This is a genomic window from Rugamonas sp. GW822-FHT03B10, from assembly GCF_058801745.1.
Genome location: NZ_JBXANP010000013.1, coordinates 11,075 through 33,912, shown reverse-complemented (window position 1 = coordinate 33,912; position 22,838 = coordinate 11,075). Strand labels below are relative to the sequence as shown.

Annotated in this window: 23 protein-coding genes; 8 read left to right on the top strand and 15 right to left on the bottom strand. The window is 66.3% G+C overall.

The genetic code is table 11. From position 1 onward, the window contains the following. Positions 1–2 precede the first annotated feature (2 nt). Positions 3–293: an AraC family transcriptional regulator gene (locus AC1RQG_RS19550; RefSeq protein ID WP_493133722.1), complete on the top strand. Its 291-nt coding sequence runs from the start codon at positions 3–5 to the stop codon at positions 291–293. Between the two features lie 22 nt (positions 294–315). On the opposite strand, the gene AC1RQG_RS19545 is transcribed toward AC1RQG_RS19550, so the two are convergent. Then, on the bottom strand, positions 316–1,482 hold the full coding sequence (locus tag AC1RQG_RS19545; RefSeq protein WP_493133720.1) for a cystathionine beta-lyase: 1,167 nt from the start codon (positions 1,480–1,482) through the stop codon (positions 316–318). A gap of 342 nt (positions 1,483–1,824) precedes the next feature. Between AC1RQG_RS19545 and AC1RQG_RS19540 the strand changes: the two genes are divergently transcribed. After that, on the top strand, positions 1,825–3,117 hold the full coding sequence (locus AC1RQG_RS19540) for a hypothetical protein (protein WP_493133718.1): 1,293 nt from the start codon (positions 1,825–1,827) through the stop codon (positions 3,115–3,117). Positions 3,118–3,195: 78 nt separating this feature from the next. Here AC1RQG_RS19540 and rimO read toward each other — a convergent pair whose 3' ends face one another. Beyond that, complete coding sequence (gene rimO, locus AC1RQG_RS19535; protein WP_493133716.1) at positions 3,196–4,596, bottom strand: 30S ribosomal protein S12 methylthiotransferase RimO; 1,401 nt, start codon at positions 4,594–4,596, stop codon at positions 3,196–3,198. Positions 4,597–4,817: 221 nt separating this feature from the next. On the opposite strand from rimO, the gene AC1RQG_RS19530 reads away from it, so the two are divergent. Then, positions 4,818–6,026, top strand: coding sequence for a cyanophycinase (locus AC1RQG_RS19530; protein WP_493133714.1), 1,209 nt, complete (start codon positions 4,818–4,820; stop codon positions 6,024–6,026). Here the strand turns inward: AC1RQG_RS19530 and AC1RQG_RS19525 are convergent, their stop codons facing one another. The 3 genes from AC1RQG_RS19525 to phaC all read right to left on the bottom strand — a co-directional run bounded on the left by AC1RQG_RS19525 (position 6,027) and on the right by phaC (position 9,012). Further along, positions 6,027–6,347 (bottom strand): PilZ domain-containing protein, encoded by a 321-nt coding sequence (locus tag AC1RQG_RS19525; protein ID WP_493133712.1) that lies wholly within the window; start codon positions 6,345–6,347, stop codon positions 6,027–6,029. A 140-nt stretch (positions 6,348–6,487) separates the two neighbouring features. After that, the gene (phaR, locus tag AC1RQG_RS19520) at positions 6,488–7,039 is read right to left on the bottom strand and encodes a polyhydroxyalkanoate synthesis repressor PhaR (protein ID WP_182167366.1); all 552 of its coding nucleotides are present in this window, start codon (positions 7,037–7,039) and stop codon (positions 6,488–6,490) included. Positions 7,040–7,269: 230 nt separating this feature from the next. Further along, the gene (gene phaC / locus AC1RQG_RS19515) at positions 7,270–9,012 is read right to left on the bottom strand and encodes a class I poly(R)-hydroxyalkanoic acid synthase (RefSeq protein ID WP_493133709.1); all 1,743 of its coding nucleotides are present in this window, start codon (positions 9,010–9,012) and stop codon (positions 7,270–7,272) included. A gap of 45 nt (positions 9,013–9,057) precedes the next feature. Here phaC and AC1RQG_RS19510 point away from each other — a divergent pair, with 45 nt between their 5' ends. Continuing rightward, positions 9,058–9,291 (top strand): hypothetical protein, encoded by a 234-nt coding sequence (locus tag AC1RQG_RS19510; protein ID WP_493133707.1) that lies wholly within the window; start codon positions 9,058–9,060, stop codon positions 9,289–9,291. A gap of 134 nt (positions 9,292–9,425) precedes the next feature. On the opposite strand, the gene pgeF is transcribed toward AC1RQG_RS19510, so the two are convergent. Both pgeF and AC1RQG_RS19500 read right to left on the bottom strand, forming a co-directional pair. Then, entirely contained in the window at positions 9,426–10,241 is an 816-nt protein-coding gene (gene pgeF / locus AC1RQG_RS19505; protein ID WP_493133705.1) for a peptidoglycan editing factor PgeF, read from the bottom strand. Continuing rightward, on the bottom strand, positions 10,241–11,305 hold the full coding sequence (locus AC1RQG_RS19500; RefSeq protein ID WP_493133703.1) for an RluA family pseudouridine synthase: 1,065 nt from the start codon (positions 11,303–11,305) through the stop codon (positions 10,241–10,243). The genes pgeF and AC1RQG_RS19500 overlap by 1 nt, the downstream gene beginning before the upstream one ends. A gap of 66 nt (positions 11,306–11,371) precedes the next feature. On the opposite strand from AC1RQG_RS19500, the gene AC1RQG_RS19495 reads away from it, so the two are divergent. Beyond that, on the top strand, positions 11,372–12,169 hold the full coding sequence (locus tag AC1RQG_RS19495; protein WP_493133701.1) for an outer membrane protein assembly factor BamD: 798 nt from the start codon (positions 11,372–11,374) through the stop codon (positions 12,167–12,169). Positions 12,170–12,243: 74 nt separating this feature from the next. Here the strand turns inward: AC1RQG_RS19495 and yaaA are convergent, their stop codons facing one another. Next, the gene (gene yaaA / locus AC1RQG_RS19490) at positions 12,244–13,014 is read right to left on the bottom strand and encodes a peroxide stress protein YaaA (RefSeq protein WP_493133699.1); all 771 of its coding nucleotides are present in this window, start codon (positions 13,012–13,014) and stop codon (positions 12,244–12,246) included. Between the two features lie 36 nt (positions 13,015–13,050). On the opposite strand from yaaA, the gene AC1RQG_RS19485 reads away from it, so the two are divergent. The 3 genes from AC1RQG_RS19485 to AC1RQG_RS19475 all read left to right on the top strand — a co-directional run bounded on the left by AC1RQG_RS19485 (position 13,051) and on the right by AC1RQG_RS19475 (position 15,923). Next, positions 13,051–13,488 carry a putative toxin-antitoxin system toxin component, PIN family gene (locus tag AC1RQG_RS19485; protein WP_493133697.1) on the top strand — a complete coding sequence of 146 codons (438 nt, stop codon included), beginning with the start codon at positions 13,051–13,053 and terminating at the stop codon, positions 13,486–13,488. A 100-nt stretch (positions 13,489–13,588) separates the two neighbouring features. Then, complete coding sequence (locus AC1RQG_RS19480) at positions 13,589–14,767, top strand: pyridoxal phosphate-dependent aminotransferase (protein ID WP_493133695.1); 1,179 nt, start codon at positions 13,589–13,591, stop codon at positions 14,765–14,767. Between the two features lie 58 nt (positions 14,768–14,825). Further along, the gene (locus tag AC1RQG_RS19475; RefSeq protein ID WP_493133693.1) at positions 14,826–15,923 is read left to right on the top strand and encodes an HD-GYP domain-containing protein; all 1,098 of its coding nucleotides are present in this window, start codon (positions 14,826–14,828) and stop codon (positions 15,921–15,923) included. Between the two features lie 82 nt (positions 15,924–16,005). Here AC1RQG_RS19475 and AC1RQG_RS19470 read toward each other — a convergent pair whose 3' ends face one another. From AC1RQG_RS19470 to AC1RQG_RS19440, 7 genes are read right to left on the bottom strand one after another with little or no spacing between them, the layout of a single operon-like run. Further along, complete coding sequence (locus tag AC1RQG_RS19470) at positions 16,006–17,151, bottom strand: tetratricopeptide repeat protein (protein WP_493133692.1); 1,146 nt, start codon at positions 17,149–17,151, stop codon at positions 16,006–16,008. Beyond that, positions 17,148–18,041 carry an ExeA family protein gene (locus AC1RQG_RS19465; RefSeq protein ID WP_493133901.1) on the bottom strand — a complete coding sequence of 298 codons (894 nt, stop codon included), beginning with the start codon at positions 18,039–18,041 and terminating at the stop codon, positions 17,148–17,150. The genes AC1RQG_RS19470 and AC1RQG_RS19465 overlap by 4 nt, the downstream gene beginning before the upstream one ends. A gap of 2 nt (positions 18,042–18,043) precedes the next feature. Continuing rightward, entirely contained in the window at positions 18,044–19,828 is a 1,785-nt protein-coding gene (gene mshL / locus AC1RQG_RS19460) for a pilus (MSHA type) biogenesis protein MshL (RefSeq protein WP_493133690.1), read from the bottom strand. An 8-nt stretch (positions 19,829–19,836) separates the two neighbouring features. Further along, positions 19,837–20,280: an MSHA biogenesis protein MshK gene (locus tag AC1RQG_RS19455; protein WP_493133688.1), complete on the bottom strand. Its 444-nt coding sequence runs from the start codon at positions 20,278–20,280 to the stop codon at positions 19,837–19,839. Continuing rightward, positions 20,265–21,074: a type II secretion system protein GspM gene (locus tag AC1RQG_RS19450; RefSeq protein WP_493133686.1), complete on the bottom strand. Its 810-nt coding sequence runs from the start codon at positions 21,072–21,074 to the stop codon at positions 20,265–20,267. Before AC1RQG_RS19450 ends, AC1RQG_RS19455 begins: the two co-directional genes overlap by 16 nt. Continuing rightward, positions 21,071–21,772 (bottom strand): MSHA biogenesis protein MshA, encoded by a 702-nt coding sequence (locus tag AC1RQG_RS19445; protein ID WP_493133685.1) that lies wholly within the window; start codon positions 21,770–21,772, stop codon positions 21,071–21,073. The genes AC1RQG_RS19450 and AC1RQG_RS19445 overlap by 4 nt, the downstream gene beginning before the upstream one ends. Beyond that, on the bottom strand, positions 21,769–22,713 hold the full coding sequence (locus tag AC1RQG_RS19440; protein WP_493133684.1) for an agglutinin biogenesis protein MshI: 945 nt from the start codon (positions 22,711–22,713) through the stop codon (positions 21,769–21,771). The genes AC1RQG_RS19445 and AC1RQG_RS19440 overlap by 4 nt, the downstream gene beginning before the upstream one ends. Between the last annotated feature and the right edge of the window lie 125 nt (positions 22,714–22,838).

Sequence of the window (22,838 nt, the reverse complement as noted above, 5' to 3'; positions counted from 1 at the left end):
ACTTGGCCGTCCGCGACGGCGCCATGCCGACCCGCGCCGCGTCGTCGGCCGCCAGCCGCGCCGAATACGCGCGCCGCATGAACCCGGGCGGACGCTACGCCGTGGCCCGCTTCCAGGGGCCGACCTCCACCATCGCCGACGCGTGGATGACGCTGACGCGCGAATGGCTGCCGTCGAGCGGCTTGCAGTGCGACGAGCGGCCGTGCTTCGAACGCTTCCACGCGCTGCGCGCGCTCGATCCGGCCACCGGTGACTTCAGCTGCGACATCTGCATCCCCGTGCGCGCGCTGTAACGGCACGCGCACCGGGCGCTGGCTACATGACGGCCAGCGCCTGCTCGATGTCGGCGATCAGATCCACCGTGTCTTCCAGTCCCACGTTGAAGCGCACCAGGATGCCCTCGTCGCGCCAGTCCTGGCGCATGTGGGCGATCCGGTACGGCATCACCAGGCTGTTGGCGCCGCCCCAGCTGTAGCCGATCTTGAACAGTTTGAGCGCGTCGACGAAGCGGTCGGTGCGCGCCTCCGCGATGGACGGGTCGAACAGCACCGAGAACAGGCCGCCGGCGCCGCTGAAATCGCGCTGCCAGATGGCGTGGCCGGGGCAATCCTCGAATGCCGGATGCAGCACCTTGCTGATCTCGGGCCGCGCCCGCAGCCACGCGGCCAGCTTGCGCGCGCTGGCGTCGTGCGCGTCGAAGCGCAGCTTGAGGGTCGGCAGGCCGCGCAGCACGAGGTAGGCATCATCGGCGCCGACGCCCATGCCGAGCCGCATGTGGGCCATGCTCAGGCGCTCGTGCAGCGCGCGGTCGCGCGTGATCAGGGCGCCCATCAATACATCCGATCCGCCGGACTGGTACTTGGTCAGCGCCTGCATGATGATGTCGGCGCCCAGCTCGAAGCCGCGCAGCGCCAGTCCCGCCGACCACGTGTTGTCGAGCGCCACCAGCACCCCGCGCGCGTGCGCGGCCTGGCAGATGGCCGGCAGGTCCGGCACCTCCATCGACACGGAACCGGGCGCCTCGGTCCAGATCAGTTTCGTGTTGGGCTGGATCAGGGCCGCGATGCCGGCGCCGATCAGCGGATCGTAGTAGCGCGCCGTGACGCCGAAGTCGGCGCTCAGCCACTTGCCCAGCTCACGGTTCGGGTTGTAGACATTGTCGGGCAACAGCACATCGTCGCCGCTCCTGAGCAGCGCGAAGTCCACCATCGCGATGGCGGCCAGGCCGCTGGGCGCCAGCAGGCAGTGGCGGCCATCCTCGATCTCGGCCAGCCGCGCCTCCAGCGTGAACGTGGTGGGCGTGCCGTGCAGCCCGTAGGTATAGGCGTTCTTCTCCTTCCAGTCGCCCGAGCGCATGGCCGCCACGTTCTTGAACAGCACGGTCGAGGCATGGTGGATGGCGCTGGGGAAGGCGGCGAAACCGGGCGGGGCCTGGTAATCGGTGTGCACCAGCGCGGTCTGCGGGGATTTTTTCACGGTCATGGGCGGTGTGGGGACGGTTGCGGGAACGGGCCGCCAGCATGCCGGCCCGCCTGCGATTATAGGTGCTGCCGCCCGATTTGTCCGCGCGCCACCGCCGTAGGCGCCCCGGGTGGCGCCGAGCGGCACGCCGGCGGCAAGTCGCGGCTGTTTCGTGGCGCCGCGCGCGCGGGTGCGCGCCGGCCCCGATGAAATGTGCTAAATTGCGCAGAGATTAATTGCCGGCTGGGCAATATTGGGCCGGCATGATCTGAAGAATGTTGTAAAGACGATGACAGGCTTATGCTATGGACCCACAAGCGGCGCCGGTCCACGGCGCGCATGCCGCACGGGAAAGGGAACGCGATGAACGACCTGACATGCCAGCTGGCTCCGGCCGCCTTGCGCAACAGCGCCTGCTTTTGCGTCAGTCTGGATGAGGAAGCGCTGCGGCTGGCGCTGAACACGCAACTGGACCAGCCCGATATCGCCGAACTGGTGCGCCAACGCTGCCCCTACCTGTTCGCGGCCCGTCCCGTGTTCCTGTCGACGGCGCGGCTGATGCGCATGGAGGAACTGGTGCAAACCATCGAATCGGTGGTCGCCCTGCCCGCCTACCGCGAGCGCGTGCTGGCCTACGCCCCCGACATCGCCCGTCACGACACCGGCGCGCACGGCGTGTTCATGGGCTACGACTTCCACGCCGACGACCAGCACTTCGGCCTCATCGAAATCAACACCAACGCCGGCGGCGCCATGCTCAACGCCGTGCTGGCGCGGGCCCAGCGCGCCTGTTGCGCGGAGGCCGAATTCCTGGTCCCGCCGGTGGCCACGGCCGGCGCCTTCGAGCGCGAGATCATCGCCATGTTCCGCCGCGAATGGGCGCTGGCCGGTCACGAGCGCCCGCTGCGCAGCATCGCCATCGTCGACGAGGCGCCCGAACAGCAGTACCTGTACCCTGAATTCCTGCTGTTCCAGCAGCTGTTCGAACGCCACGACCTGCGCGCCGTGATCGCCGCGCCGGAACAGCTCAAGCTCGAAGGCGGCGCCCTGTGGCATGAAGGCCAGCCCATCGACCTGGTCTACAACCGCCTGACGGACTTCGCGCTGGAAGCGCCGGCCAGCGCCAGCTTGCGCGCCGCCCATCTGGCGCGCGCCGCCGTGCTCACGCCCCACCCGCGCGCCCACGCGCTGTACGCCGACAAGCGCAACCTGGCGCTGCTCAGCGATGCGGACGAACTGGAGCGCATGGGCGTGCCGGCCGCGCAGCGCGCCATCCTGCTGGCCGGGATTCCGCATACGGAACTGGTGCGGCCCGAACACGCGGAACGTTTATGGAAAGAGCGGCGCGGCCTGTTCTTCAAACCGTATGGCGGCTACGGCGGCAAGGCCGCCTACCGGGGCGACAAGCTGACCCAGCGCGTATGGCAGGAAATCCTGGCCGGCGGCTACGTGGCGCAAGCGCTGGTGGCGCCCGGCGAGCGCACCATCGCGCGCGAAGACCCGCCCCAGAAACTGAAATTCGACGTGCGCAACTACGCCTACGACGGCGCCGTGCAATGGGTGGCCGCGCGCCTGTACCAGGGCCAGACCACCAACTTCCGCACCCCGGGCGGCGGCTTCGCGCCCGTCTACGAGAATGTGATGGCGCCCGTCTGACAGCAACAACAAAAAACCGGGGTCAGGTCATGCCCGCGCGCAAGATGCGCGCGGGCATGACCTGACCCCGGTTTTTGTTTATTGGGCCTCGCCCCACAGGTCGTGGGCGTCGGAGGCCGTGATGGTCACGTCCACGAACTGGCCCACGGCCAGCTTCTTGTGCGGCTCATACGGCGGCTTGACGTACACCACGCCGTCGATTTCCGGCGCGTCGGCGGACGAGCGGCCCACGCCGCCACTGCGCGTCACTTCGTCGATCAGCACGCGCACGGTCTTGCCGACCTTGGCCTTCAGGCGCTTCTTCGAGATCTCCTCCTGCAGCAGCATGACGCGGCCACGGCGTTCCTCGCGCACTTCCTCCGGCACCGGATTCTCCAGTTCGTTGGCCGTGGCGCCTTCGACCGGCGAGTAGGCGAAGCAACCCAGACGATCGATCTCGGCTTCCTTCAGGAAGTCCAGCAGGTATTCGAACTCGGCCTCCGTCTCGCCAGGGAAGCCGGCGATGAAGGTGGAGCGGATCGTCAGCTCGGGATTCATCTTGCGCCAGGCCTGGATGCGGTCCAGGTTCTTCTCGCCGCTGGCCGGGCGCTTCATGCGCTTCAGCACTTCGGGGTGGGCGTGCTGCAGCGGCACGTCCAGGTAAGGCAGGATGTGGCCGCCGCTCATCATCGGGATGATCTGGTCCACGTGCGGGTACGGGTACACGTAATGCAGGCGCACCCAAGCGCCATACGACTTGGCCAGCTCGCCCAGCGCTTCGGTCAGCTGGGTCATGTGCGTCTTGACCGGGCGGCCGTTCCAGAAGCCGGAGCGGAACTTGACGTCCACGCCATAGGCCGACGTGTCCTGCGAGATCACCAGCAGTTCCTTCACGCCGGACTTGAACAGGTTCTCGGCTTCGAGCATCAGTTCGGCGATCGGGCGCGACACCAGGTCGCCGCGCATCGACGGGATGATGCAGAAGCTGCAGCGGTGGTTGCAGCCTTCGGAGATCTTCAGGTAGGCGTAGTGCTTGGGCGTGAGCTTGATGCCCTGCGGCGGCAGCAGGTCGATGAACGGCTCGTGCGGCTTGGGCAGGTGGACGTGCACCGAATTCATCACCTCGGCCAGCGCGTGCGGGCCGGTCACGGCCAGCACCTTCGGGTGCACCTTGGTGATGATGTCGTCGCCGGCCGCATCCTTCTTCGCGCCCAGGCAGCCGGTCACGATCACCTTGCCGTTTTCGGCCAGCGCCTCGCCGATGGCGTCCAGCGATTCCTGCACGGCGGCGTCGATGAAGCCGCAGGTGTTGACGATCACGAGGTCGGCGCCGTCATACGACTTGGCCGTCTCGTAGCCTTCGGCGCGCAGCTGGGTCAGGATCTGTTCGGAATCGACCAGCGCCTTGGGGCAGCCGAGGGAGACGAAGCCCACTTTCGGCGCGGCGGCGGGCGTGGCGGGCGTGCTGGCGTCCTTGGGAATACGGGAGATGGAATGCATGGTCACTTTGCTCAGGAAATTCAGGCCAATCGGAGATTATACATCGTTCCGCCCCTGCTGGAGGGCAACAACACGGCGACCATGGCCACCCGCCGCCGACAGGAAAGCCACACCGCCCCGCCATTGCGCCCCCGCTTGAGCGGACAACGCTTGCGCCCGTCCCGAACGGTGCAACAATGACATGACACTTCAACCATAAACGTCACCACCCGAGGCCCTCCATGACCAAGCCGACCGCGCGCGCCACCTGGCGCACCCTCACCGCCCTCCTGCTGGCCACCGTCTGCGCCGCCGCGCCGGTGCTGGCCGACGCCGCCAAGGGTGGCGGCAATGGCGGCAAGCTGCCGTATGAATACTATGCGACCGGCGACCCGCAGGCCACCGTCACCCTGCCCGCGTCCTACGCCACCACCTCGCTGGTGCTGATGGGCGGCGGCCCGGACGTGGACGAGGCGTTCCGCTGGATGATCAAGCGCGCCGGCATCAAGCCCGGCACGGGCGGGCGCTTCGTGGTGATCCGCGCCACCGGCACCGACGCCTACGATCCCTACCTGTACTACAGCGACGCCGCGCTCAGCACCTCCACCACCGCCGCCGACCAGTGGGTGGGCGGCGCGGCGCTGGGGCTGACCTCGGCCGAGACGCTGGTCATCCCCAGCGTGGCGGCCGCCAACGATCCGACCGTGAACGCCATCGTCGCGCGCGCCAACGCCGTGTTCATCGCCGGCGGCGACCAGAGCGACTACATCAACTACTGGAAAGGCACGGCGCTGGACCAGACCCTGCGCGGCCTGCTGGCGCGCAACGTGCCGGTGGGCGGCACCAGCGCGGGCCTGGCCGTGCTGGGCCAGTTCGACTACGCGGCGCTCAAGGGCTCCGTCACGTCGACGCAGGCGCTGGCCAACCCCTACCACCGCTACATCACGCTGGACCCGAACCCGCTGGCGCTGACGGGCGGCTTCCTGGCCCCGCCCGCGCTCGACAGCATGATCCTCGATTCCCACCTGGACAGCCGCGACCGCATGGGCCGCCTGGTCACCTTCGTGGCCCGGCTGGTGGCGCAGAACGGCAGCGTGGGCTGCCCGGGCGGCGTGCTGCCGGCCGCCGGCGGCGGCGCGGCCACGGCGCGCGGCATCGGGGTGGGGGTGGAGACGGCGCTGCTGGTGCAGGGCAACCAAGGCACGGGCGGCGCGACGGCGCGCCGCGTGACCAATGTGTCGACCACGACGGAAAGCGCGGTCTACTTCGTGCGTCCGGTCGTGGCGCCGTCGACCTGCGCGGCCGGCACGCCGCTGGCCATGTATGGCGTGGAGATCCGCAAACTGGCCGACTCGGCCACCGTGTTCGACCTCGGCAACTGGAGCGGCCTGCCCGTCTACAAAACGGTGGACGCCGTGGCCGGCCAGCTGTCGCCGGCCAACCCGTACTGATCAGGCCATGTGCAGGCGGTCGGACGTGACGTAATCGACGATGCGCGCGACGGCGTCGTCGGAGATGGAGATGAAACGGGCGCCGTTGCGGTAGCGCCCCTCCGTGCCCAGCGGCGCGCTGTGCACGACGGTCAGCAGCACCTCATTGCGCACGCTGTCGCCGGGGAAGCAGAAACTGAACAGGAACGGCACGTCGCAGGGCATCGGGTGGTCGCTGACGAAGGCCACGCCCATGCGCGCGATGTCGACGATCTGCACCGCCCAATGTTGCGAGCCGAACTCGTCCGCGATCGACGCGTCGACCTGCAACAAGCGCCGCACGTGCGCTCTTCTTGGATCCGTTTGCACTGCCTGTCCCTGCTATTTGTGTGATACCGGATGGTACGGTGCCCGCTGCGCGGCGCCTGAAAAAACGGCACAGGCACTCGCGTGCTGTGCCGTCTGGCCGCGCGGGACGAGGATTACTTCTTGTCGGTCGGCGGGGTCGGCACGAACGGGAAGGCGCCAAATATCGTCTTGCTCTGGTTTTGCATCTGTTCCTGCATCTGCACGAACAGGCTCTTGCTCTGGTCGATGTAGTTGTTCATCATGCCCTGCATCATCGGCCCCTGCACGTTCATGAACTGGGTCCACATCTCGGGGCTGAACGGCTTGCCCTCGAAGGTGCTGCCCGTGAACTTGCGCTGGATGTCGGTGAACGCCTGGATATTCTTCTCCAGATACGAGCCCATCATACCCTGCATTGCATGACCGTAGTAACGGATGATCTGGGCCAGCACGGCGCTGGAGAACATCGGCACGCCGCTCGCCTCTTCCTCCAGGATGATCTGCAGCAGGATGCTGCGGGTCAGGTCTTCATTGGTCTTGGCGTCGACCACCGTGAATTCTTCGTTGTCGAGCACGAGCTGCTTGACATCGGTGAGGGTGATGTAGGAACTGGTCTGCGTGTCATACAGACGGCGGTTGGGATATTTCTTGATCAAACGGTCTGCATTTTTTTTCGCACTACTCATCACAAGTCCACTTATTGCGCCGCAGCGCGTACTTTAACAATTCGAAAAAAAAGCGAACTTCGGTCCGCTTTCCCACCAGCCTACTGCGCCTATTATAGAGTGGAAAAACCAGTATATGCACGTCCACTTATAACTTTTGAGCCTTTATTGCAACGCAACGGGAATTGCAGTCCAACAAGCAGCCCGGCGCGCGCGCCGCCAAAGCGAGGCGGCGCGCGGCCTGCCGCCGCTTAGCCGGCCTTGACTTTCACGTAACGGCCGGGCGCCGCCTCGATCGGCTGGTGCTTGGCGTTGCCGTGCGCGGCGGGCGCTTTCACGTCCTTGCCGCCATGCTCGGCCAGGAATTGCGCCCATTGCGGCCACCAGCTGCCCTTGTGTTCGGTGGCGCCGGCGAACCAGTCGTCGGCCGCCACCGGTTTGGCGTTCTTGCCGCCCTTGACCGGCGCATCGTTGACCCAGTAGCTGCGCTTGTTCTTGGACGCCGGATTGATCACGCCCGCGATGTGGCCCGACGCGCCCAGGACGAAGCGGTTGGCCTTGGGCTTGCCCGGGTTGAGGATGTTGAGCGAGCCGTAAGCCGACGTCCACGGCACGATATGGTCTTCGCGCGAGGCGTAGATGAAGGTGGGCGCGTCGATCTTGCCCAGGTCCACCTGCTGGCCGGCGACGGCCAGCTTGCCCGGCACCTTGAGGTTGTTTTCCAGGTAGGTGTTGCGCAGATACCAGCAGAACATCGGGCCCGGCAGGTTGGTGCTGTCCGAGTTCCAGTACAGCAGATCGAACGGCGGCGGCTCGTTGCCCTTCAGGTAGTTCGACTGCACATAGTTCCACACCAGGTCGTTCGGCCGCAGGCTGGAGAAGGTGCTGGCCAGGTCGCTGCCCTTCATCAGGCCGCCCTTGCTCAGCAGGTTCTCGCGCATGGCCACCTGGCTCTCGTCGACGAACACGCTGATCACGCCCGTGTCGCTGAAATCGAGGAAGGTGGTCAGCAGGGTCAGGCTGGCGGCCGGCTTCTCGCCGCGGCCGGCCAGCACCGCCAGCGCCGTCGAGATGATGGTGCCGCCCACGCAGAAGCCCAGCATGTTCAACTGGTCCTGGCCCGTGATGTCCTGCACCACGTGGATGGCCTCGATCACGCCCTGGTCCACATACTGGTCCCAGGTGGTCGTGTCGAGCGAGGGGTCGGGATTGCTCCACGACACGAGGAACACGGTGTTGCCCTGCTCCACCGCGTACTTGACCAGCGAATTCTCAGGCTGCAGGTCGAGGATGTAGTATTTGTTGATGCACGGCGGCACCATCAGCAGCGGCCGCTCGTGCACGGTGGCGGTGACGGGCGTGTACTGGATCAGCTGGAACAGCGGGTTCTCGTACACCACCTTGCCCGGCGTGGTGGCCAGGTTGCGGCCCACCTCGAACGCCGTTTCGTCCGACAGCGAGATATGGCCCTTGTTCATGTCGGCCAGCATATTGGCCAGGCCGCGCGCCAGGCTCTCGCCCTTGGTTTCGATCAGCTTCTGCTGCGCTTCCGGATTGGTGGCCAGGAAGTTGGCGGGCGACATGGCGTCCACGATCTGCTGCACGGCGAACTGGATTTTCTGCTTTTGCTGGGGCGTCGCGGCCACCGCGTCGGCCATGGCCGTGAGGAAACGGGCGTTCAGCAGGTATGATGCTGCATTGAACGAGGACAAGGCGCTGCCCTGCCAGGCGGGCGTGCTGAAGCGGCGGTCGGCCACGGCGGGCGGTTTGCCGGCCATGAATTGCTGCCACAGCTCGCCCACGTTGGCCATGTAATCGTTTCTGAGTTGCTCGATGGTTTCAGGTTCGATGGCGGCGCCCACTTCCTTGAGCAGCGCGGCGACCGGGTTGGCTTCCGCCTCCGGCACCATGTGGAACCAGGATTGCCATTGGCCGGGGTCGCGCAGATGCGACATCCATGCGTTGGCAATGACTTGAGGATCGGGCAAATTCATGTTTGATTCCCTAAAAATAGTTAAATTTTCTTACCAAGACTGCTTATGCTGATTGTCGCTATCGCATGGATCTACGTCGTGGGGCTGATGGCCCTGACGGAACCCACGGTTGTTGCCGGGATTGTAACGTTTTTGTTCTATTGTGTTGTGCCACTGGGCATATTGTTCTATCTGGCCGGCACGCGCAAGCGCAAGGCCCGCCGCGTGGCGCAGGAACAGGCGGCCCATGCGGCGCGGATGGCGGCGCGCGAGGCCGGCGGGGATGAACCCATCGAATAACAAAGTATCCGTCATTGCTCCCCCGGAGCAATGACTTCCCGCGCAGGCGGGAATCCATACAGCGCCTCTTGCCATGCGGCCTATGGGTTCCCGCCTGCGCGGGAACGACGGCTCAAAATTTGCCGGGATTGCCGTCATTTGAGCCACACCAGGCTGGCTTGCCGGCCCGTCACGCCATCGCGCCGGTAGGAATAGAAGCGGCTGGCGTCCGTCACCGTGCAGTATTCGCCGCCGGCCACGTGCTCCACGCCGTCCGCGCGCAGCGTGTGGCGCGCCAATGCGTAGATGTCGGCCAGATATTTGCCCTCCTGCCCAGGCTTGGGCCGGAACGCCGATTGCACCACTTGCCGGCCCTGCCCATCGGCCGCGCCGGCCAGGAACGCTTCCAGCACGTCGGCGCCCACTTCGAACTGGGACGGCCCGATGGCCGGACCGAGCCACGCCAGAATCTCTCCGGCGCCGGCGGCCCGCATGGCCGCCACGGTGCGGCCCAGCACGCCACCCGCCAAGCCGCGCCAGCCCGCATGGGCCGCCGCCACCACCGTGCCGGCCCGGTCGCAGAACAACACGGGCAGGCAATCGGCCGTCATCACGACGCACACGGCGCCGCGCGTGGTGGCGATGCTGGCGTCCGCCTCGAACGCACCGGCGTAGCTGTCCGCCCCGGCGGCTTGGGCCGCCGCCACGGCCGCCGCGTCGGCCACCGCCGTGCCATGCACCTGCGTCAGCCAGGCCGGTTCGGATGGCAGCACGGCGCGCAACCGCGCACGGTTCTCCAGCACATGCGCGCGCGCATCGTCGACGTGCACGCCAAGATTGAGACCGCCGCCGCCCGCCCCGTCATCGTACGGCGCGGGACTCACGCCACCCTGGCGGGTGGTGGACAGCGCCCCGACGCCGGCCGGCAGGTCCGGCCAGTGCGGAATCAGCCACGATCGATGGTCCGGCATCAGTCCTGACCCGGCTCGTGACCAGGCTCACGACCCGGCTCGGCGATGCCGGCCTTGGCGATCAGTTCGGCGAAGTCGTCGGCCAGCGGCACCGTCCACTCGCACGCCTCGCCCGTGGCCGGATGCACGAGACCGAGCCGGCGCGCCTGCAGCGCCTGCCGCGGGAAGATGTTGGCCAGATGCTGCTTGCCATAGGTGACATCGCCCACCAGCGAGAAGCCGATCGACATCATGTGCACGCGGATCTGGTGGGTGCGGCCCGTCTCCAGCCGGCACTGCACCAGGCTCACGGGACGGCGGTCCAGCTCGCCGTTGGCCAGCACCTCGTAGTGGGTGATGGCGGGCTTGGAGCCCATGCTGGTGGACACGGCCATCTTGATGCGGTCCTTCGGATGGCGGCCCATGGCGGCGTCGATGGTGCCGCTCTGGCGCGGCGTGCCCCACACCAGCGCATAGTATTCGCGCTTGACGGTGCGCGCGGCCAGCTGTCGCACCAGGTCGGTCTGGGCCGGCAGCGTCTTGCCGACCACCATCAGGCCGCTCGTATCCTTGTCGAGCCGGTGCACGATGCCGGCGCGCGGCACGCCCGACAGTTGCGGGCAGTGGTGCAGCAAGCCGTTGAGCAAGGTGCCCGACCAGTTGCCGGCGCCCGGATGCACGACCAGCCCGGCCGGCTTGTTGATGACGATCAGATGCTCATCCTCGTACACGATGTTGAGCGGCACCGGCTCGGGCTTGAAGGCCACGTCCTCGGGCGCCGGCTGCGGCAGGATGACGATGTGCTCGTCGCCGTACACGGTGTCCTTGGTGCTGCGGGCCGGCTTGCCGTCCACGCTGACGAAGCCGTCCGTGATCCATAATTGCAGGCGCCCGCGCGAAAATTGCGGCACCAGGTGGGAAATGACCTTGTCGAGGCGCTGTCCGCACACGTCCGGCGTCAATTGCAGTTCGATCGGCGCCAGGCCGTCGTCGCCGTCATCGGCCAGCAGCTCGCCATCGAAATCAGCGTCAAATTCCGTATCGGAGGTAGAATCGGCCGGATTCGGCTTTGGAGTTAATATCACAGCATTCCCATCGGCTATAATCAGCCTATTGTAAAACTTTGGTTAAACAGCTTCTTGCACAACTTTATGCAAAAAAAATTATCGGTAGTCGCAGCAACTGTCGTTCTGCTTGGTTTGTCCGGTTGCGGTCTCCTGCCCGAGAAAGTCGATGAGACCAAAGGCTGGAGCGCTTCGAAATTATACTCGGAGGCGATGGAAGAACTCGAGGGGCAACATTACGAACGTGCGGTGCAATTGTTCGAGAAGCTGGAAGCTAGCTACCCGTTCGGCACCTACGCGCAACAGGCGCAGATGGAAATCGCCTACGCCTATTACAAATCGCAGGACCAGGCCCAGGCGCTGGCGGCCGTGGAGCGCTTCATCAAGCTGCACCCGAACCACGCCAACGTCGACTACATGTACTACCTGCGCGGCCTGATCAACTTCAACGACCAGATCGGCTTCCTGAACTTCATCTACGAACAGGACCCGACCGAGCGCGACCCGAAGGCGACGCGCGAAGCGTTCATCGCCTTCAAGGCGCTGGTCGACAAGTTCCCCAACAGCAAATACACGCCCGACGCCATCGAGCGCATGAAGTATCTGATCAACGCGATGGCCTCGTATGAAGTGCACGTGGCGCGCTACTATTACCGCCGTGGCGCCTACCTGGCGGCCGTCAACCGCGCCATGGGCGCCGTCAACGACTACCGCGACTCGCCGGCCATCGAGGAAGCGCTGTACATCATGTACCGCGGCTACGACAAGATGGGCATGACCGTCCTGCGCGACGACACGCTGCGCGTGCTCAAGCTGAACTACCCCAAGACCGCCTTCCTCGACGAAGGCGTGAAGGCCGAGCGCCACTGGTGGAAGATCTGGTAAGGAAAATGTCGTTCCCGCGCAGGCGGGAACGACGAGCATAGGTTGGCGGCCGGAGGATCCGACCATGGCTTGGATCAATCGGCCACGCGGCGGCGGAAGATCCAGGTCTTGGCGTTGGAATCGTCAGCGTTGTAGGCGTAGCCGTCGACCGTGAACTCCTTGAGCCGCTCGGGGTCGGTGATGCCGTTGACGGCCGCGTAACGCGCCATCAGCCCGCGCGCCCGCTTGGCGTAGAACGAGATGATCTTGTATTTGCCGTTCTTCCAGTCCTCGAACTGGGGCGTGACGACCGGCATCGCCAGCTGGCGCGGCTTGACGGACTTGAAATATTCCTCCGACGCCAGGTTGACCAGCGTGGTCGCGCCCTTCTCCCCGGCCGTGCGGTTCAGCGCGTCGGTGATGGTGTCGCCCCAGAACGCGTACAAGTCCTTGCCGCGCGGGTTGGCCAGGCGCGTGCCCATCTCCAGGCGGTGCGGGTGGATCATGTCGAGCGGGCGCAGCATGCCGTACAGGCCGGACAGGATGCGGATGCGCGCTTGCGCGTAATCGAGCTGGCCCGGGGTCAGCGTGCGCGCCTGCAGGCCGGCGTAGACGTCGCCATTGAAGGCCATCACGGCTTGCCGGCCTTCCGCCGGGTCCGGCGACCACGAGGCGTAGCGGCCCACGTTCAGGTGCGACAGCGCGTCGGAGATATCCATCAGGCTGCCCACTTCGGCCGGCGAGAACTGGCGCAGGCGGTCGATCAGCTGGGCCGAGTGGTCGAGAAAATCGGGCGTCGTTTGCACGTTGGTGGTGGGAGGCGTCTCCAGGTCGAGACTTTTGGCGGGCGAAAGCACTATCAGCATAAGAATCCAGAACAACACATTTACAGAATTGCCGACATGATACCTGTTCCACCGAAACGCATCGTGCTAGACACCAATGTCTGCCTCGACCTGTTCGTCTTCAACGACCCGCGCTGGTCCGCCCTGCTGGCCGCCATCGAGAGCGGCGCCGTGGAGGCGATCACGCGCGAGGACTGCCGCGCCGAATACCGGGTCGTGCTGCACTACCCCCACCTGCCGCTGGACGAAGCCAGCCGTCCTGTGAGCGAAGCGCGCTTCGACGCGCTGATCAAGGTGGTGGCGCCACCCGTGTCCGGCGTGCGCCTGCCCGTCTGCAGCGACCGCGACGACCAGAAGTTCCTGGAACTGGCGCGCGACGCCCAGGCCGACATCCTGATCACCAAGGACAAGGCCCTGCTCAAGCTGGCGCGGCGCCTGACCAAGGCCGGCATGTTCCGCGTGATGGTGCCGGAGGCGTGGTCGCTGGAAGGCTGATACCGGCAGTCCCGCGCGGCTCGCCAGGCCGCCTTTTTGGCAACACGCAAGACTAGGCCCTGCGCTAGAATAAGCACTAGCCCATCACTTGCACTCCGTCATGAATCAGCCGCACCATCCGCCCGTCACGCCCGCCCTGACCAGCCGCCTGCCCAAGGTGGGCACGACGGTGTTCACCCGCATGTCGCAGCTGGCGGCCGAGTCCGGCGCCGTCAACCTCGGCCAGGGCTTCCCCGACTTCGCGTGCGAACCGGCGCTGGTGGACCTGGTCACGGAGGCCATGCGCAGCGGCCACAATCAATATCCGATGATGACGGGCGTGCCCGCGCTGCGCGCCGCCATCGTCGCCAAGATCGCCGCCATCTACGGCCACCGGTACGACGCCAACACCGAGATCACCGTCACGGCCGGCGCCACCGAGGCGCTGACCACGGCCATCCTGTGCTGCATCCACCCGTGCGACGAAGTGATCGTGATCGAACCGGCCTATGACAGCTACCTGCCCGCCATCACGCTGGCCGGCGGCGTGCCCGTGCTGGTGCAGATGACGGTGGACGCCGGCGGCTACCGCGTGCCGTGGGACCAGGTGGCCGCCGCCGTCACGCCGCGCACCCGGCTCATCATCGTCAACACCCCGCACAACCCCACCGGCAGCGTGCTGCGCGCGGCCGACCTGCAGGCGCTGGCCGACATCGTGCGCGGCACCAACATGCTGATCCTGTCGGACGAGGTGTACGAGCACATGGTCTACGACGGCCAGCGCCACGAGTCGATGTGCCGCTATCCGGAGCTGGCGGCGCGCAGCTTCGTCGTCTCCAGCTTCGGCAAGACCTACCATGTGACGGGCTGGAAGGTCGGCTACGTGGCCGCGCCGGCCGCGCTGAGCGCGGAGTTCCGCAAGGTCCACCAATACAACGTGTTCAGCGTTAACACACCGATGCAGCACGGCCTGGCCGGCTACATGGCCGATCCGGCGCCGTACGAAACCCTGCCCGCGTTTTACCAGCGCAAGCGCGACCTGTTCCGCGACGGCTTGCGCGGCAGCCGTTTCGAGCTGCTGCCGGCCGACGGCACGTATTTCCAGTGCGTGCGCTATGACCGCATCTCGTCGCTGCCGGAGGCGCAATTCGCGGAATGGCTGACGAGCGAAATCAAAGTGGCCGCGATTCCGGTGTCGGCGTTCTACCAGCGCAGCCAGGAGTCGGGCGTCGTCCGCTTCTGCTTCGCCAAGAAAGAGGAGACGCTGGCGCTCGCCTTACAGCGACTGACCAGCCTATAAGAATCAGCCCGCCGGTCCCGCATGCGGACACAGGCAGGCCAGCAGGACGGGAACGATCATGGTGCAACGACGCATTACCTTCAAGGACCTGGTGCTGGGCGAGCCGCTGCGGTGGGACTTGTTCGGCGCCGACTCGGGCGGCCGCCCGCTGCTGCACAAGGGTCAGATCGCCGACGACAGCAAGCAGCTCCACACGCTGATCGACGCCGGCCTGTTCGCCGAGGAGGAACCGCCGCCGTCCGTGCTGCACCAGCTCAACCAGTGCAACCGCCGGCTGGAACGCATGCTGCGCGACCTGCGCAACGAACACAACGCGGAGGCCGAACTGCGCGACATCGCGCGCGACGTGATCGCCGCCGTCGAACTGAACGCCGACATCGCGCTGGCCTGCATCTTCCTGGCCCAGATCGCCGGCACCTATGCCGTCCGGCACTGCATCGAGACGGCCGTGGTGGTGGTGGTGGTCGCGCGCGGCATGGGCAAGCCGCCGGAGGAGATCCTGACCGTGGCCGCCGCCGCCCTCACCATGAACGTCGGCATGCTGCGCCACCACGACACGTTCCAGAACAAGCGCATGCCGCTCTCGCGCGAGGAAATGGCGATCGTCCGGCGCCACCCGGAGGACAGCGTCGACCTGCTCAAGTGCGCCGGGGTGAAGGATGAGGAATGGATATCCTGCGTGCTGCTGCACCATGAGAACGACGATGGCAGCGGCTACCCGGCCGGCCTGGTCCGGCCCGCCGTCACGCAGAACGCCAAGCTGATCAGTCTGGCCGACCGCTATTGCGCCCAGGTGTCGGCCCGCAACTACCGCTGCTCCATGCTGCCCGACCGGGCGCTGCGGGCCGTGCTCGACGATCCCGCCATCCCCGTCGACAAGGAGCTGGCCGGGCACTTCGCGCGGGAACTGGGCAGCTACCCGCCCGGCTGCCTGGTGCGTTTGCAGAACGGCGAAATCGGCGTGGTGCGCCAGCGCACCGGCGATGGCGCACTGGCCATGTCCAGCCTGCGCGACGCGGCCGGCATCGCGTTGACGCCGGCCGCGCCGCGCAGCACGCAAGACGCCCAGTGCGCCATCACAGCCGCGCTCAGCGAGGACGAAGCGGCCGTGCGGTTCAGCATGAAGCAAATCTGGGGACCACAGGCCAGCCTGTAGCGTAAAAAAACGGGGTCAGTTCCGGCAATCCGCCATCTTGGCCAGATTGCCGGAACGGCCCCCGCCGCTTGCTGCGGGCCCGTCAGCGGCCCAGCGCTTCCAGCTTACGGTCCACGAAAGCCAGCAGTTCAGGGGTCATGCCAATCGCAGACTTGGCGCGGGTGTAGGCGACGCGCGCTTCGGGCAGCCGCTTCTCGGCCTGCAGGGAGATGCCCAGCCCCATCCACCACACCCCTTTCTGCGGCGCCAACTTGAGCGCGGCCTGATAGTGCTCGACCGCCTCGCCATGACGTTGCGCCCGCTGCAACACGCCGGCCACGAATCCCTGGTAGTCGGCGTTGTCGCCCGCGTAGGGCAGCGTGCGCAGCAAGGTGTCGAGCGCGGGGCCGCCGCTTTCGAGCTGCAATCGGGCCAGCAACATGGCCATGTCCGGCTGCCGATGATCGAGCGCCAGCGCCTGCTGCAACTGTTGGACGGCCTCGTCAGTTCGGCGGTTTTCGATCAGCAGCGTCACCAGCGTCTGGCGGGCCGCTTCGTGGCGCGGCGCCAGGTCGACGGCGCGCTGCAATTCCACCAGCGCCTCCGATGTGCGCCCTTCCTGCAAGTCCTGCAACGCCCGGCGGTAACGGTTCTCCGCCAACTGGGCCGGGCCCAGGTCGCGGCTGACGCCGCCTGCGACTTGCGCACTGTCCGCCGGGAGCGCCGGTTTCGTCCGGGGCTCGGCTCTCTCGCCGCGCCGGCTCGTCAATCCCGCTCCGCCCTTGTCCGATTTGACGCGCGCCTTTCCCTCGCGCGCGAGAGGCGCGGGATGGCGGCCGGCGTCGTCGCTTGTGCCGCGCACCGCAGCCGACTGCGCCGAAGGCGCGGCGGCTGCTGCCGGCGCCGCGTCGATCGCGGCCACACTGATTGGAGCAGAAGCGGACTCGGGAGCGGCAGCGGCAGCGGAAGCCGGATGCTGGCCCAAGCCAGATGCCGGAACAGGCGCCTGCGGCACCACCACCATCACCGGCGCGGGACGCGGCTTCACAGTATGTTTGGTGAAATAGTGCCAGCCATACCAACTGCCCACCGCCGCCGCCACGACACCCACGGCGCCAACGCCAAGCAACACCGGCCACCAGCGCTTGCGCGGCGTGCTCACGGGACGCAGCTCCATCTGCCCGGGCGCGGCGCCGGGCTTGCCGCCGCGTGCGTCCAGGTCCTGCAACATTTTGTTGATCAGGCTCATTTGGTCAGCGCCCACGTCAATCCGCACGCGGCCAGCAGCGCGCTGGTGCCCAGCGCGGCCAGCCACGGCCAGCGCGCTCGGCGCACGCCGATGGTGTCGCCGGCGGCCAGCTTCACGTGCCGCCTGGCCACCTGCTGCTTGCCTTCGCCGTATGCGAGCATCAGCGACTTGTGGGCCATGATGTTGATCAGCCGGGGAATGCCGCCGCTGGCGCGGTACAGCACGCCGATGGCGCCACGGCTGAACAGCCGGCTGCCCGTGTAGCCGGCCACCCGCAGCCGGTGCGCCAGGTAGTATTCCATGTCGTCGCGCGTGAGCGGCCCCAGGTGGTAGTGAAAGGTGATGCGCTGCGCCAGCTGGCGGATCGAATCGCGTTGCAGGTGCTCGTTCAATTCCGGCTGGCCGAACAGCACGATCTGCAGCAGCTTGCGCTTCTCCGTCTCCAGGTTGGTCAACAGGCGCAAGGCCTCCAGGCTGTCCAGCGGGATGGCCTGCGCCTCGTCCAGACACAGCAGCACGCGCTTGTCCTGCGCCGCCAGCTCCATCAGGCGCGTCGTGATCGCCTTGAGCAACTGGTGCTGGTCCACGTCGCGCGCCAGCGTGAGCGACAGTTCATCGGCCAGCGCCAGCATCAGCGAGCGCGGTTCGAGATAGGGATTGGGGATGTAGGCGGTGACGAAATCGTCGCCCAGCGTGGTGATGAACTTGCGGCACAACAGCGTCTTGCCGGTGCCGACCTCGCCCGTGATCTTGATGAAGCCCTCCCCGCTGCGGGCCGCCGCCAGCAAGGTGTTGAGCGCCTCCTGCGAATGGGGGCTGGTGAAGAAGAAGCTGGTGTCGGGCGTGATGCCGAACGGCGCCTCCTGCAGGCCGAAGTGCTGCAAATACATCATCAGTTGCGCTCCTTCAGGCCGCGCGGATCGAGATCCTTGACGCGGCGGCCCGTCTCCAGCAAGTCCTCGTTCCAGTCGCTGCCCTCGGCCACGATGGTGGGCTTGATCAGCACCACCAGTTCGCGCTTCTGCATCACGTCGCTGGTGTTGCGGAACAGCGCGCCCAGGACCGGCACGTTGCCCATGCCGGGCACCTGCGAGCGGTCCATCGTCGTCGCCTGGCGCATCAGGCCGCCGATGGCGACCACGCGCCCATCCTGGCCGCGCACCATGCTGTCCATCTCGGAGGTGGACGAGGCGGCCAGCGGCAGGCTCAAATTGCCGGCCGTGCCCAAATTAATGCCCTTGTTCACGGTCGACACCTGGCTCACGGACGGGTGCACATGCAGCGTCACGTTGCCGTGGTCGTCGATCTGCGGCGTCACGTCCAGCACCACGCCGGAGAAGAACGGTTGCAGCGTCACGCTGGGCGAGACCACGCCGCTGCCGGTGCCGTTGGTGGTGGTGGTGGTGCTCACGCCGGTGACGAAGAATTCGTCGGTGCCGATCTTCAGCACGGCCTTCTGGTTGTTCAGCGTGGCGATGCGCGGGCTAGACAGCACGTGCACCGTGCCCTGCGATTCCAGGAACGAGATCAGGGCGGCGAAATTGCTGGTCTGGAACGCCAGCCCGAACAGCGAGCCGGCCGCGTCCGCCGCGCTGCCGAGCGACACGCCGGTGGTGGCCGTGATCCCGCCCTTGCCGGTGCTGGCGATGGCCGTCTGCGGCGTGTTGAGCGGATTGAGCGAGGTGCCGGGCGTGAGGAAGCCACCGGAGATCTTGTTGTTGCCATGGCCGTCGCGGAAGTTGGCGAAGCCGGCCCAGTTGATGCCGGTCTGGTAGCCGCTGTTCAGTTCCACTTCCAGGATCTTGGCCTCCAGGATCACCTGGCGATCGACGGACAGCTGGGTGGCCTTCAGATACTGGTCCACGTTGCGCAGCTCGTCCGGCATGGCCTTGATCAGCAACACGCCCGATTGCGGGCTGATGACGACCTTGCGGCCATCCTTGCCCACGGGGACGATGGCTTCCAGCGCTTCCTTCAGCTCGCCCCAGAAATCGCTGTTCGAGGCGGTGCTGACGTTGCTCGCATCGCGCAGGCGCTGATTGCCGCCCGTCGGATTGCCCGGGTTGTTGGGTGTGTTGTCGAGGTTCTGGTTGTTCTGGTTGTTCTGATTGTTCTGATTGTTCTGGTTGCCGCTATTGCTGGTGCCGGCATTGGCCACCGAGGTGGACGTCACGCGCAGGCTGGAACTGCCCTTGCGCGTCGCGTTCAGGTACTGGACGCGGAACATGCGGGTCTGCATCGTCAGCGGACGGATGTAGATGCGGCTGCCGTCGACCCGGTAATCGTAGCCGTACAGTTCGCGGATGGCGTCCAGCGCTTCGAACAGCGTCACGTCCTTCAGATTGGCCGAGATGGTGCCGCTCACGTTGGGATCGATCAGCATGTTGTAGCGCGTGCCGGCCACCAGCGAATTGAAGAACTGCTGCACCGGCACGTTGTTGAACGCGACGTTGAAACGCTCCTCCAGCACCGTACGCGCCTTGGGCAATTGCTCGGCCAGTTGCGCGGCGGGCGGCAGCAAGGCGCTGGCCACGGCGTCGTTCTGGACCGGCGCGGCCGGCTTGGCGGCCGCCGACGCCAGCTCGGCGCCGATCTTGTCGTAGGTGTCGCGGGTGGGCTGGGTGGCGCAGCCGGCCAGAGCCAGGGCCACGGTCGGCACGATCAGTAATTTATGCATGGGCTATCTCAGTCATTATTTGCTGGCTGTTGCGCTGGCGTTATCGTCACGTGCCGCTTGCCGGCCCGGGTGTTGCTTGCGGCGTGGTCCGGGTACAGCGTCAGCACCTGGGTCCGGGCGCCACGACGCAGCACCGCATGGTTCTTGTCCACCTTGACCAGCAAGGCGCCGTTGAACTTCTCGCCGCGCCGCACGGTCTGGCCGTCGATCACGGCCACTTGCCGCCCATTGCTGCCCACCAGCACCGATTGCAATTGCGGCCCCTTGTCCACCGGCGGCGACGCCGTCATGCCGAGCGCTTGCCGCGCCTCCGGCGGCGGCATGGTGGGATCGGCCAGGCCTTGCGCGCGCGCGCACGCGGCCCACAGCAGCAGCGGCGACAGCGCCAACAGCGCCAATTGCCCCGGTGCGCGCTTGCGCATGGGCGCGGGGCCGGTCACAGTTTCATCCATTTCGTATCCAGGCTCAAGGTGTAGAGAGTCAGCGTCAGGCGCGCAGCCGGATACTGGCCCGCATCCAGCTTCGCCTTGCCCCAGAACAGTTGGTCAGGCAACGCCTGCAGCGCATCCATGTACTGGATCATGTCGAGAAAGCTTCCTTGCAGGACGATTTCCACTCCATGCCGGTACAGCAGTTCCCTCGACTTGGCCGCCGCAGGCAAGGCAGCAGTAGCAGTACCCGCCGCTACCGTGCTCGCGGGCTGGGCCGCCGCCGTGCCGGCCGCCGGCGCTGCCGGGCTTGCGTTGGCGCCGGACGGGCCGGCCACAGCCGCCTGCGGTGGCGTGGCGCCCGCCGGTCCGCCGGCAGCCAGTTTGGCTTCGCTCAGGCCGCTCACCGGCAAGGTCTTCATGGACAGCAAGCGCAACTTGCCATTGCCGCGCAGGATATGTTCGAGCAGCGGGGCGACCTTCTCCGGCGCCACCAATCCCTTTTGCATGTTCTGCAGCGCGGCGCTACCCTCGTCGATCTGGCGTTGCAGCGTTTGCAAGCGCGCACGACCTTCCGCGTCGGGATCGACCACGAAGGCGGCCGCCATCTGCGCGATCTCGCGGTCGATGCCGGCGATCTGGTTCTGCTGCTGGTTGATCTGCGCCAGCAAGACCTTCTGCTTGGCCAGCAAAGGTTCCAGCACCATCGTATAGGCCAGGAACACGATGCTGGCGGCGACGGCGACGAACACCATCATCCGCTCGCGCAAGCTCATGGCGTCGAGCCGCGTGCACAACTTGATCCACAATGGCTTCATTTGTTGGCCTCCGGCATGGCCGATTGCAAGCTGAACTCCACGTAGGGCGACATGGCCGCACCCCGCCCGGCGGCACCGGCCCCAGCTCCGGACCCAGCGCCGGCACCGGGCGTAGCCGCCGGCGACGCCGGCCCTGCCGCCGGCGCGTCATCGGGCCGCGCGATTTGCAGGCTGGCGAAGGTACGACCGCGCAGCACTTTCTCCGACGTCAAACGGGCGATGTAGCTGGGAATCAGGGTCGGCTGCATGGCCTTGCCTTGCAGGCCGATGCCGTTGCCGGCGCCCTCGATCGTCAGCCCCGTCAGCCACAAGCCGTTGACGTTCTGGCGCGCGAAGGCGCGGAAGTATTCGGCGTAGCCGGTCCGGTCGCCCAGCGCGCCGCTGCGCAGCACGCCTTCGACCTCATGCAGCGCGGCCAGCCGCCCTTCCGCCGCCACGATGTCGGCGGCGATCTGCGGGCTCTTGGGCCGTGGCGCGAACTGGGCCACGGCCTTGTTCAGCATCGTCTCGCGTCCGGCCACCACGGTCTTGCCGGACGCGGCGGCGCGTTCCAGCTGGCCCACTTTGTACGATGCGTACCACGTCAGCGTGACCGTCCCCACGAGGATCAGGGCCAGCGATTCGAGCATCGGCACGGCACCGAACACCTTCTTCTGTTTCAGGAAGATGGGATTGAACAGGTTGATCTGCTGGCTCACAGGGCCACCTCCTCAACCCGCAACGCCGCGCCCAGCGTGAGGAAGAAACGCTGTTGTTGCGCCACGTCCTGCAACTCCGGCTGCTTGCCCAGGTCGAACACGTCACCGAGCTCCATCGCCTCGACCGGCATGTACATATTGCCGGCCAGGTGCTCGTGCAAGCCCTCCACCCCGGTGGGCGCCAGCAACAGCTTGGAGATGCTGATGAAATTGAACTGGCGGTCGAAGTGGTCGAACGAGCGTTGCAGTTCCAGCGTGATCTTGTCGAAACACGCATGCTGCTTGTCCGTGTCCGGCTCCAGCAGCTGGGGCAGCGTCACCTCGATCCGGCGCGCCAGGTACAGCTCGCCCTTGAACGTGATGGTCAGCAGGCCGCCATCGTCATGGAACGACAGCATGGCCAGGCCACGCCCCGGCGGCTCCAGCAGGGCCGAGATATTACGCTGCGCCATCTCGGGAATGTCGATCACGGTCAAGGGAATCTTCGCCTCGCTGAACAGTTCCTGGCACGACTGGATCAGGCTGTTGCGCGCGGCGACGGCGAACAGGGAATGGCTGCGCGATCCGCCGGCGCTGTCAACGGGAATGTCGAGCACGTCGATGGTGGCGTCGTCGATGTGGAAATCCAGCATGTCTTTGAGGCGCCAGCGCACGGCCGTCTTCAATTCCTCCGGCGGCACGTTGGGCGCCTCCACCGTCAGCAACTGGTACTCGCCGCCGGCCAGCAGGGTGCCGCAGTGCATGCGCGCCGCGTGCAACTCCTTGCCCACCCGCTCCAGCGCCTCCGCCGACCGGCTGGTCTGGACGGGAAAGAAGGCCGCCACGTCCACCGTCGGCTTGCCCTCGCGCGGGCGCTTGACGCTGCCCGCGCAAATGCCGTCGCTGAGGAACGAGAGCGTCAGCCAGCCATCATTTTTTTTTGCTTTAGAAAAGAAACCCATGCCGGCAATCTAGTTGTTGAGCAAGCCGCAAAAGGCTGCGCTGCGCTTGATTATATTCAAGTCACATGAAAAATTTGCGGGATTGTTGCATTCCGCCCCTAAAAACATAGACCTTTTTGTCCCTA

Bases quoted from the DNA above. Each gene is read 5' to 3' on its own strand.
- AC1RQG_RS19455 (WP_493133688.1), bottom strand. From the start codon at position 20,280: ATGGATGAAACTGTGACCGGCCCCGCGCCCATGCGCAAGCGCGCACCG.
- phaC (WP_493133709.1), bottom strand. From the start codon at position 9,012: ATGAATTTGCCCGATCCTCAAGTCATTGCCAACGCATGGATGTCGCAT.
- AC1RQG_RS19510 (WP_493133707.1), top strand. From the start codon at position 9,058: ATGCTGATTGTCGCTATCGCATGGATCTACGTCGTGGGGCTGATGGCC.
- AC1RQG_RS19495 (WP_493133701.1), top strand. From the start codon at position 11,372: ATGCAAAAAAAATTATCGGTAGTCGCAGCAACTGTCGTTCTGCTTGGT.
- AC1RQG_RS19540 (WP_493133718.1), top strand. From the start codon at position 1,825: ATGAACGACCTGACATGCCAGCTGGCTCCGGCCGCCTTGCGCAACAGC.
- AC1RQG_RS19475 (WP_493133693.1), top strand. From the start codon at position 14,826: ATGGTGCAACGACGCATTACCTTCAAGGACCTGGTGCTGGGCGAGCCG.
- AC1RQG_RS19450 (WP_493133686.1), bottom strand. From the start codon at position 21,074: ATGAAGCCATTGTGGATCAAGTTGTGCACGCGGCTCGACGCCATGAGC.
- AC1RQG_RS19485 (WP_493133697.1), top strand. From the start codon at position 13,051: ATGATACCTGTTCCACCGAAACGCATCGTGCTAGACACCAATGTCTGC.
- AC1RQG_RS19465 (WP_493133901.1), bottom strand. From the start codon at position 18,041: ATGTATTTGCAGCACTTCGGCCTGCAGGAGGCGCCGTTCGGCATCACG.
- AC1RQG_RS19545 (WP_493133720.1), bottom strand. From the start codon at position 1,482: ATGACCGTGAAAAAATCCCCGCAGACCGCGCTGGTGCACACCGATTAC.
- AC1RQG_RS19470 (WP_493133692.1), bottom strand. From the start codon at position 17,151: ATGAGCCTGATCAACAAAATGTTGCAGGACCTGGACGCACGCGGCGGC.
- phaR (WP_182167366.1), bottom strand. From the start codon at position 7,039: ATGAGTAGTGCGAAAAAAAATGCAGACCGTTTGATCAAGAAATATCCC.
- rimO (WP_493133716.1), bottom strand. From the start codon at position 4,596: ATGCATTCCATCTCCCGTATTCCCAAGGACGCCAGCACGCCCGCCACG.
- yaaA (WP_493133699.1), bottom strand. From the start codon at position 13,014: ATGCTGATAGTGCTTTCGCCCGCCAAAAGTCTCGACCTGGAGACGCCT.
- AC1RQG_RS19530 (WP_493133714.1), top strand. From the start codon at position 4,818: ATGACCAAGCCGACCGCGCGCGCCACCTGGCGCACCCTCACCGCCCTC.
- AC1RQG_RS19480 (WP_493133695.1), top strand. From the start codon at position 13,589: ATGAATCAGCCGCACCATCCGCCCGTCACGCCCGCCCTGACCAGCCGC.
- mshL (WP_493133690.1), bottom strand. From the start codon at position 19,828: ATGCATAAATTACTGATCGTGCCGACCGTGGCCCTGGCTCTGGCCGGC.
- pgeF (WP_493133705.1), bottom strand. From the start codon at position 10,241: ATGCCGGACCATCGATCGTGGCTGATTCCGCACTGGCCGGACCTGCCG.
- AC1RQG_RS19440 (WP_493133684.1), bottom strand. From the start codon at position 22,713: ATGGGTTTCTTTTCTAAAGCAAAAAAAAATGATGGCTGGCTGACGCTC.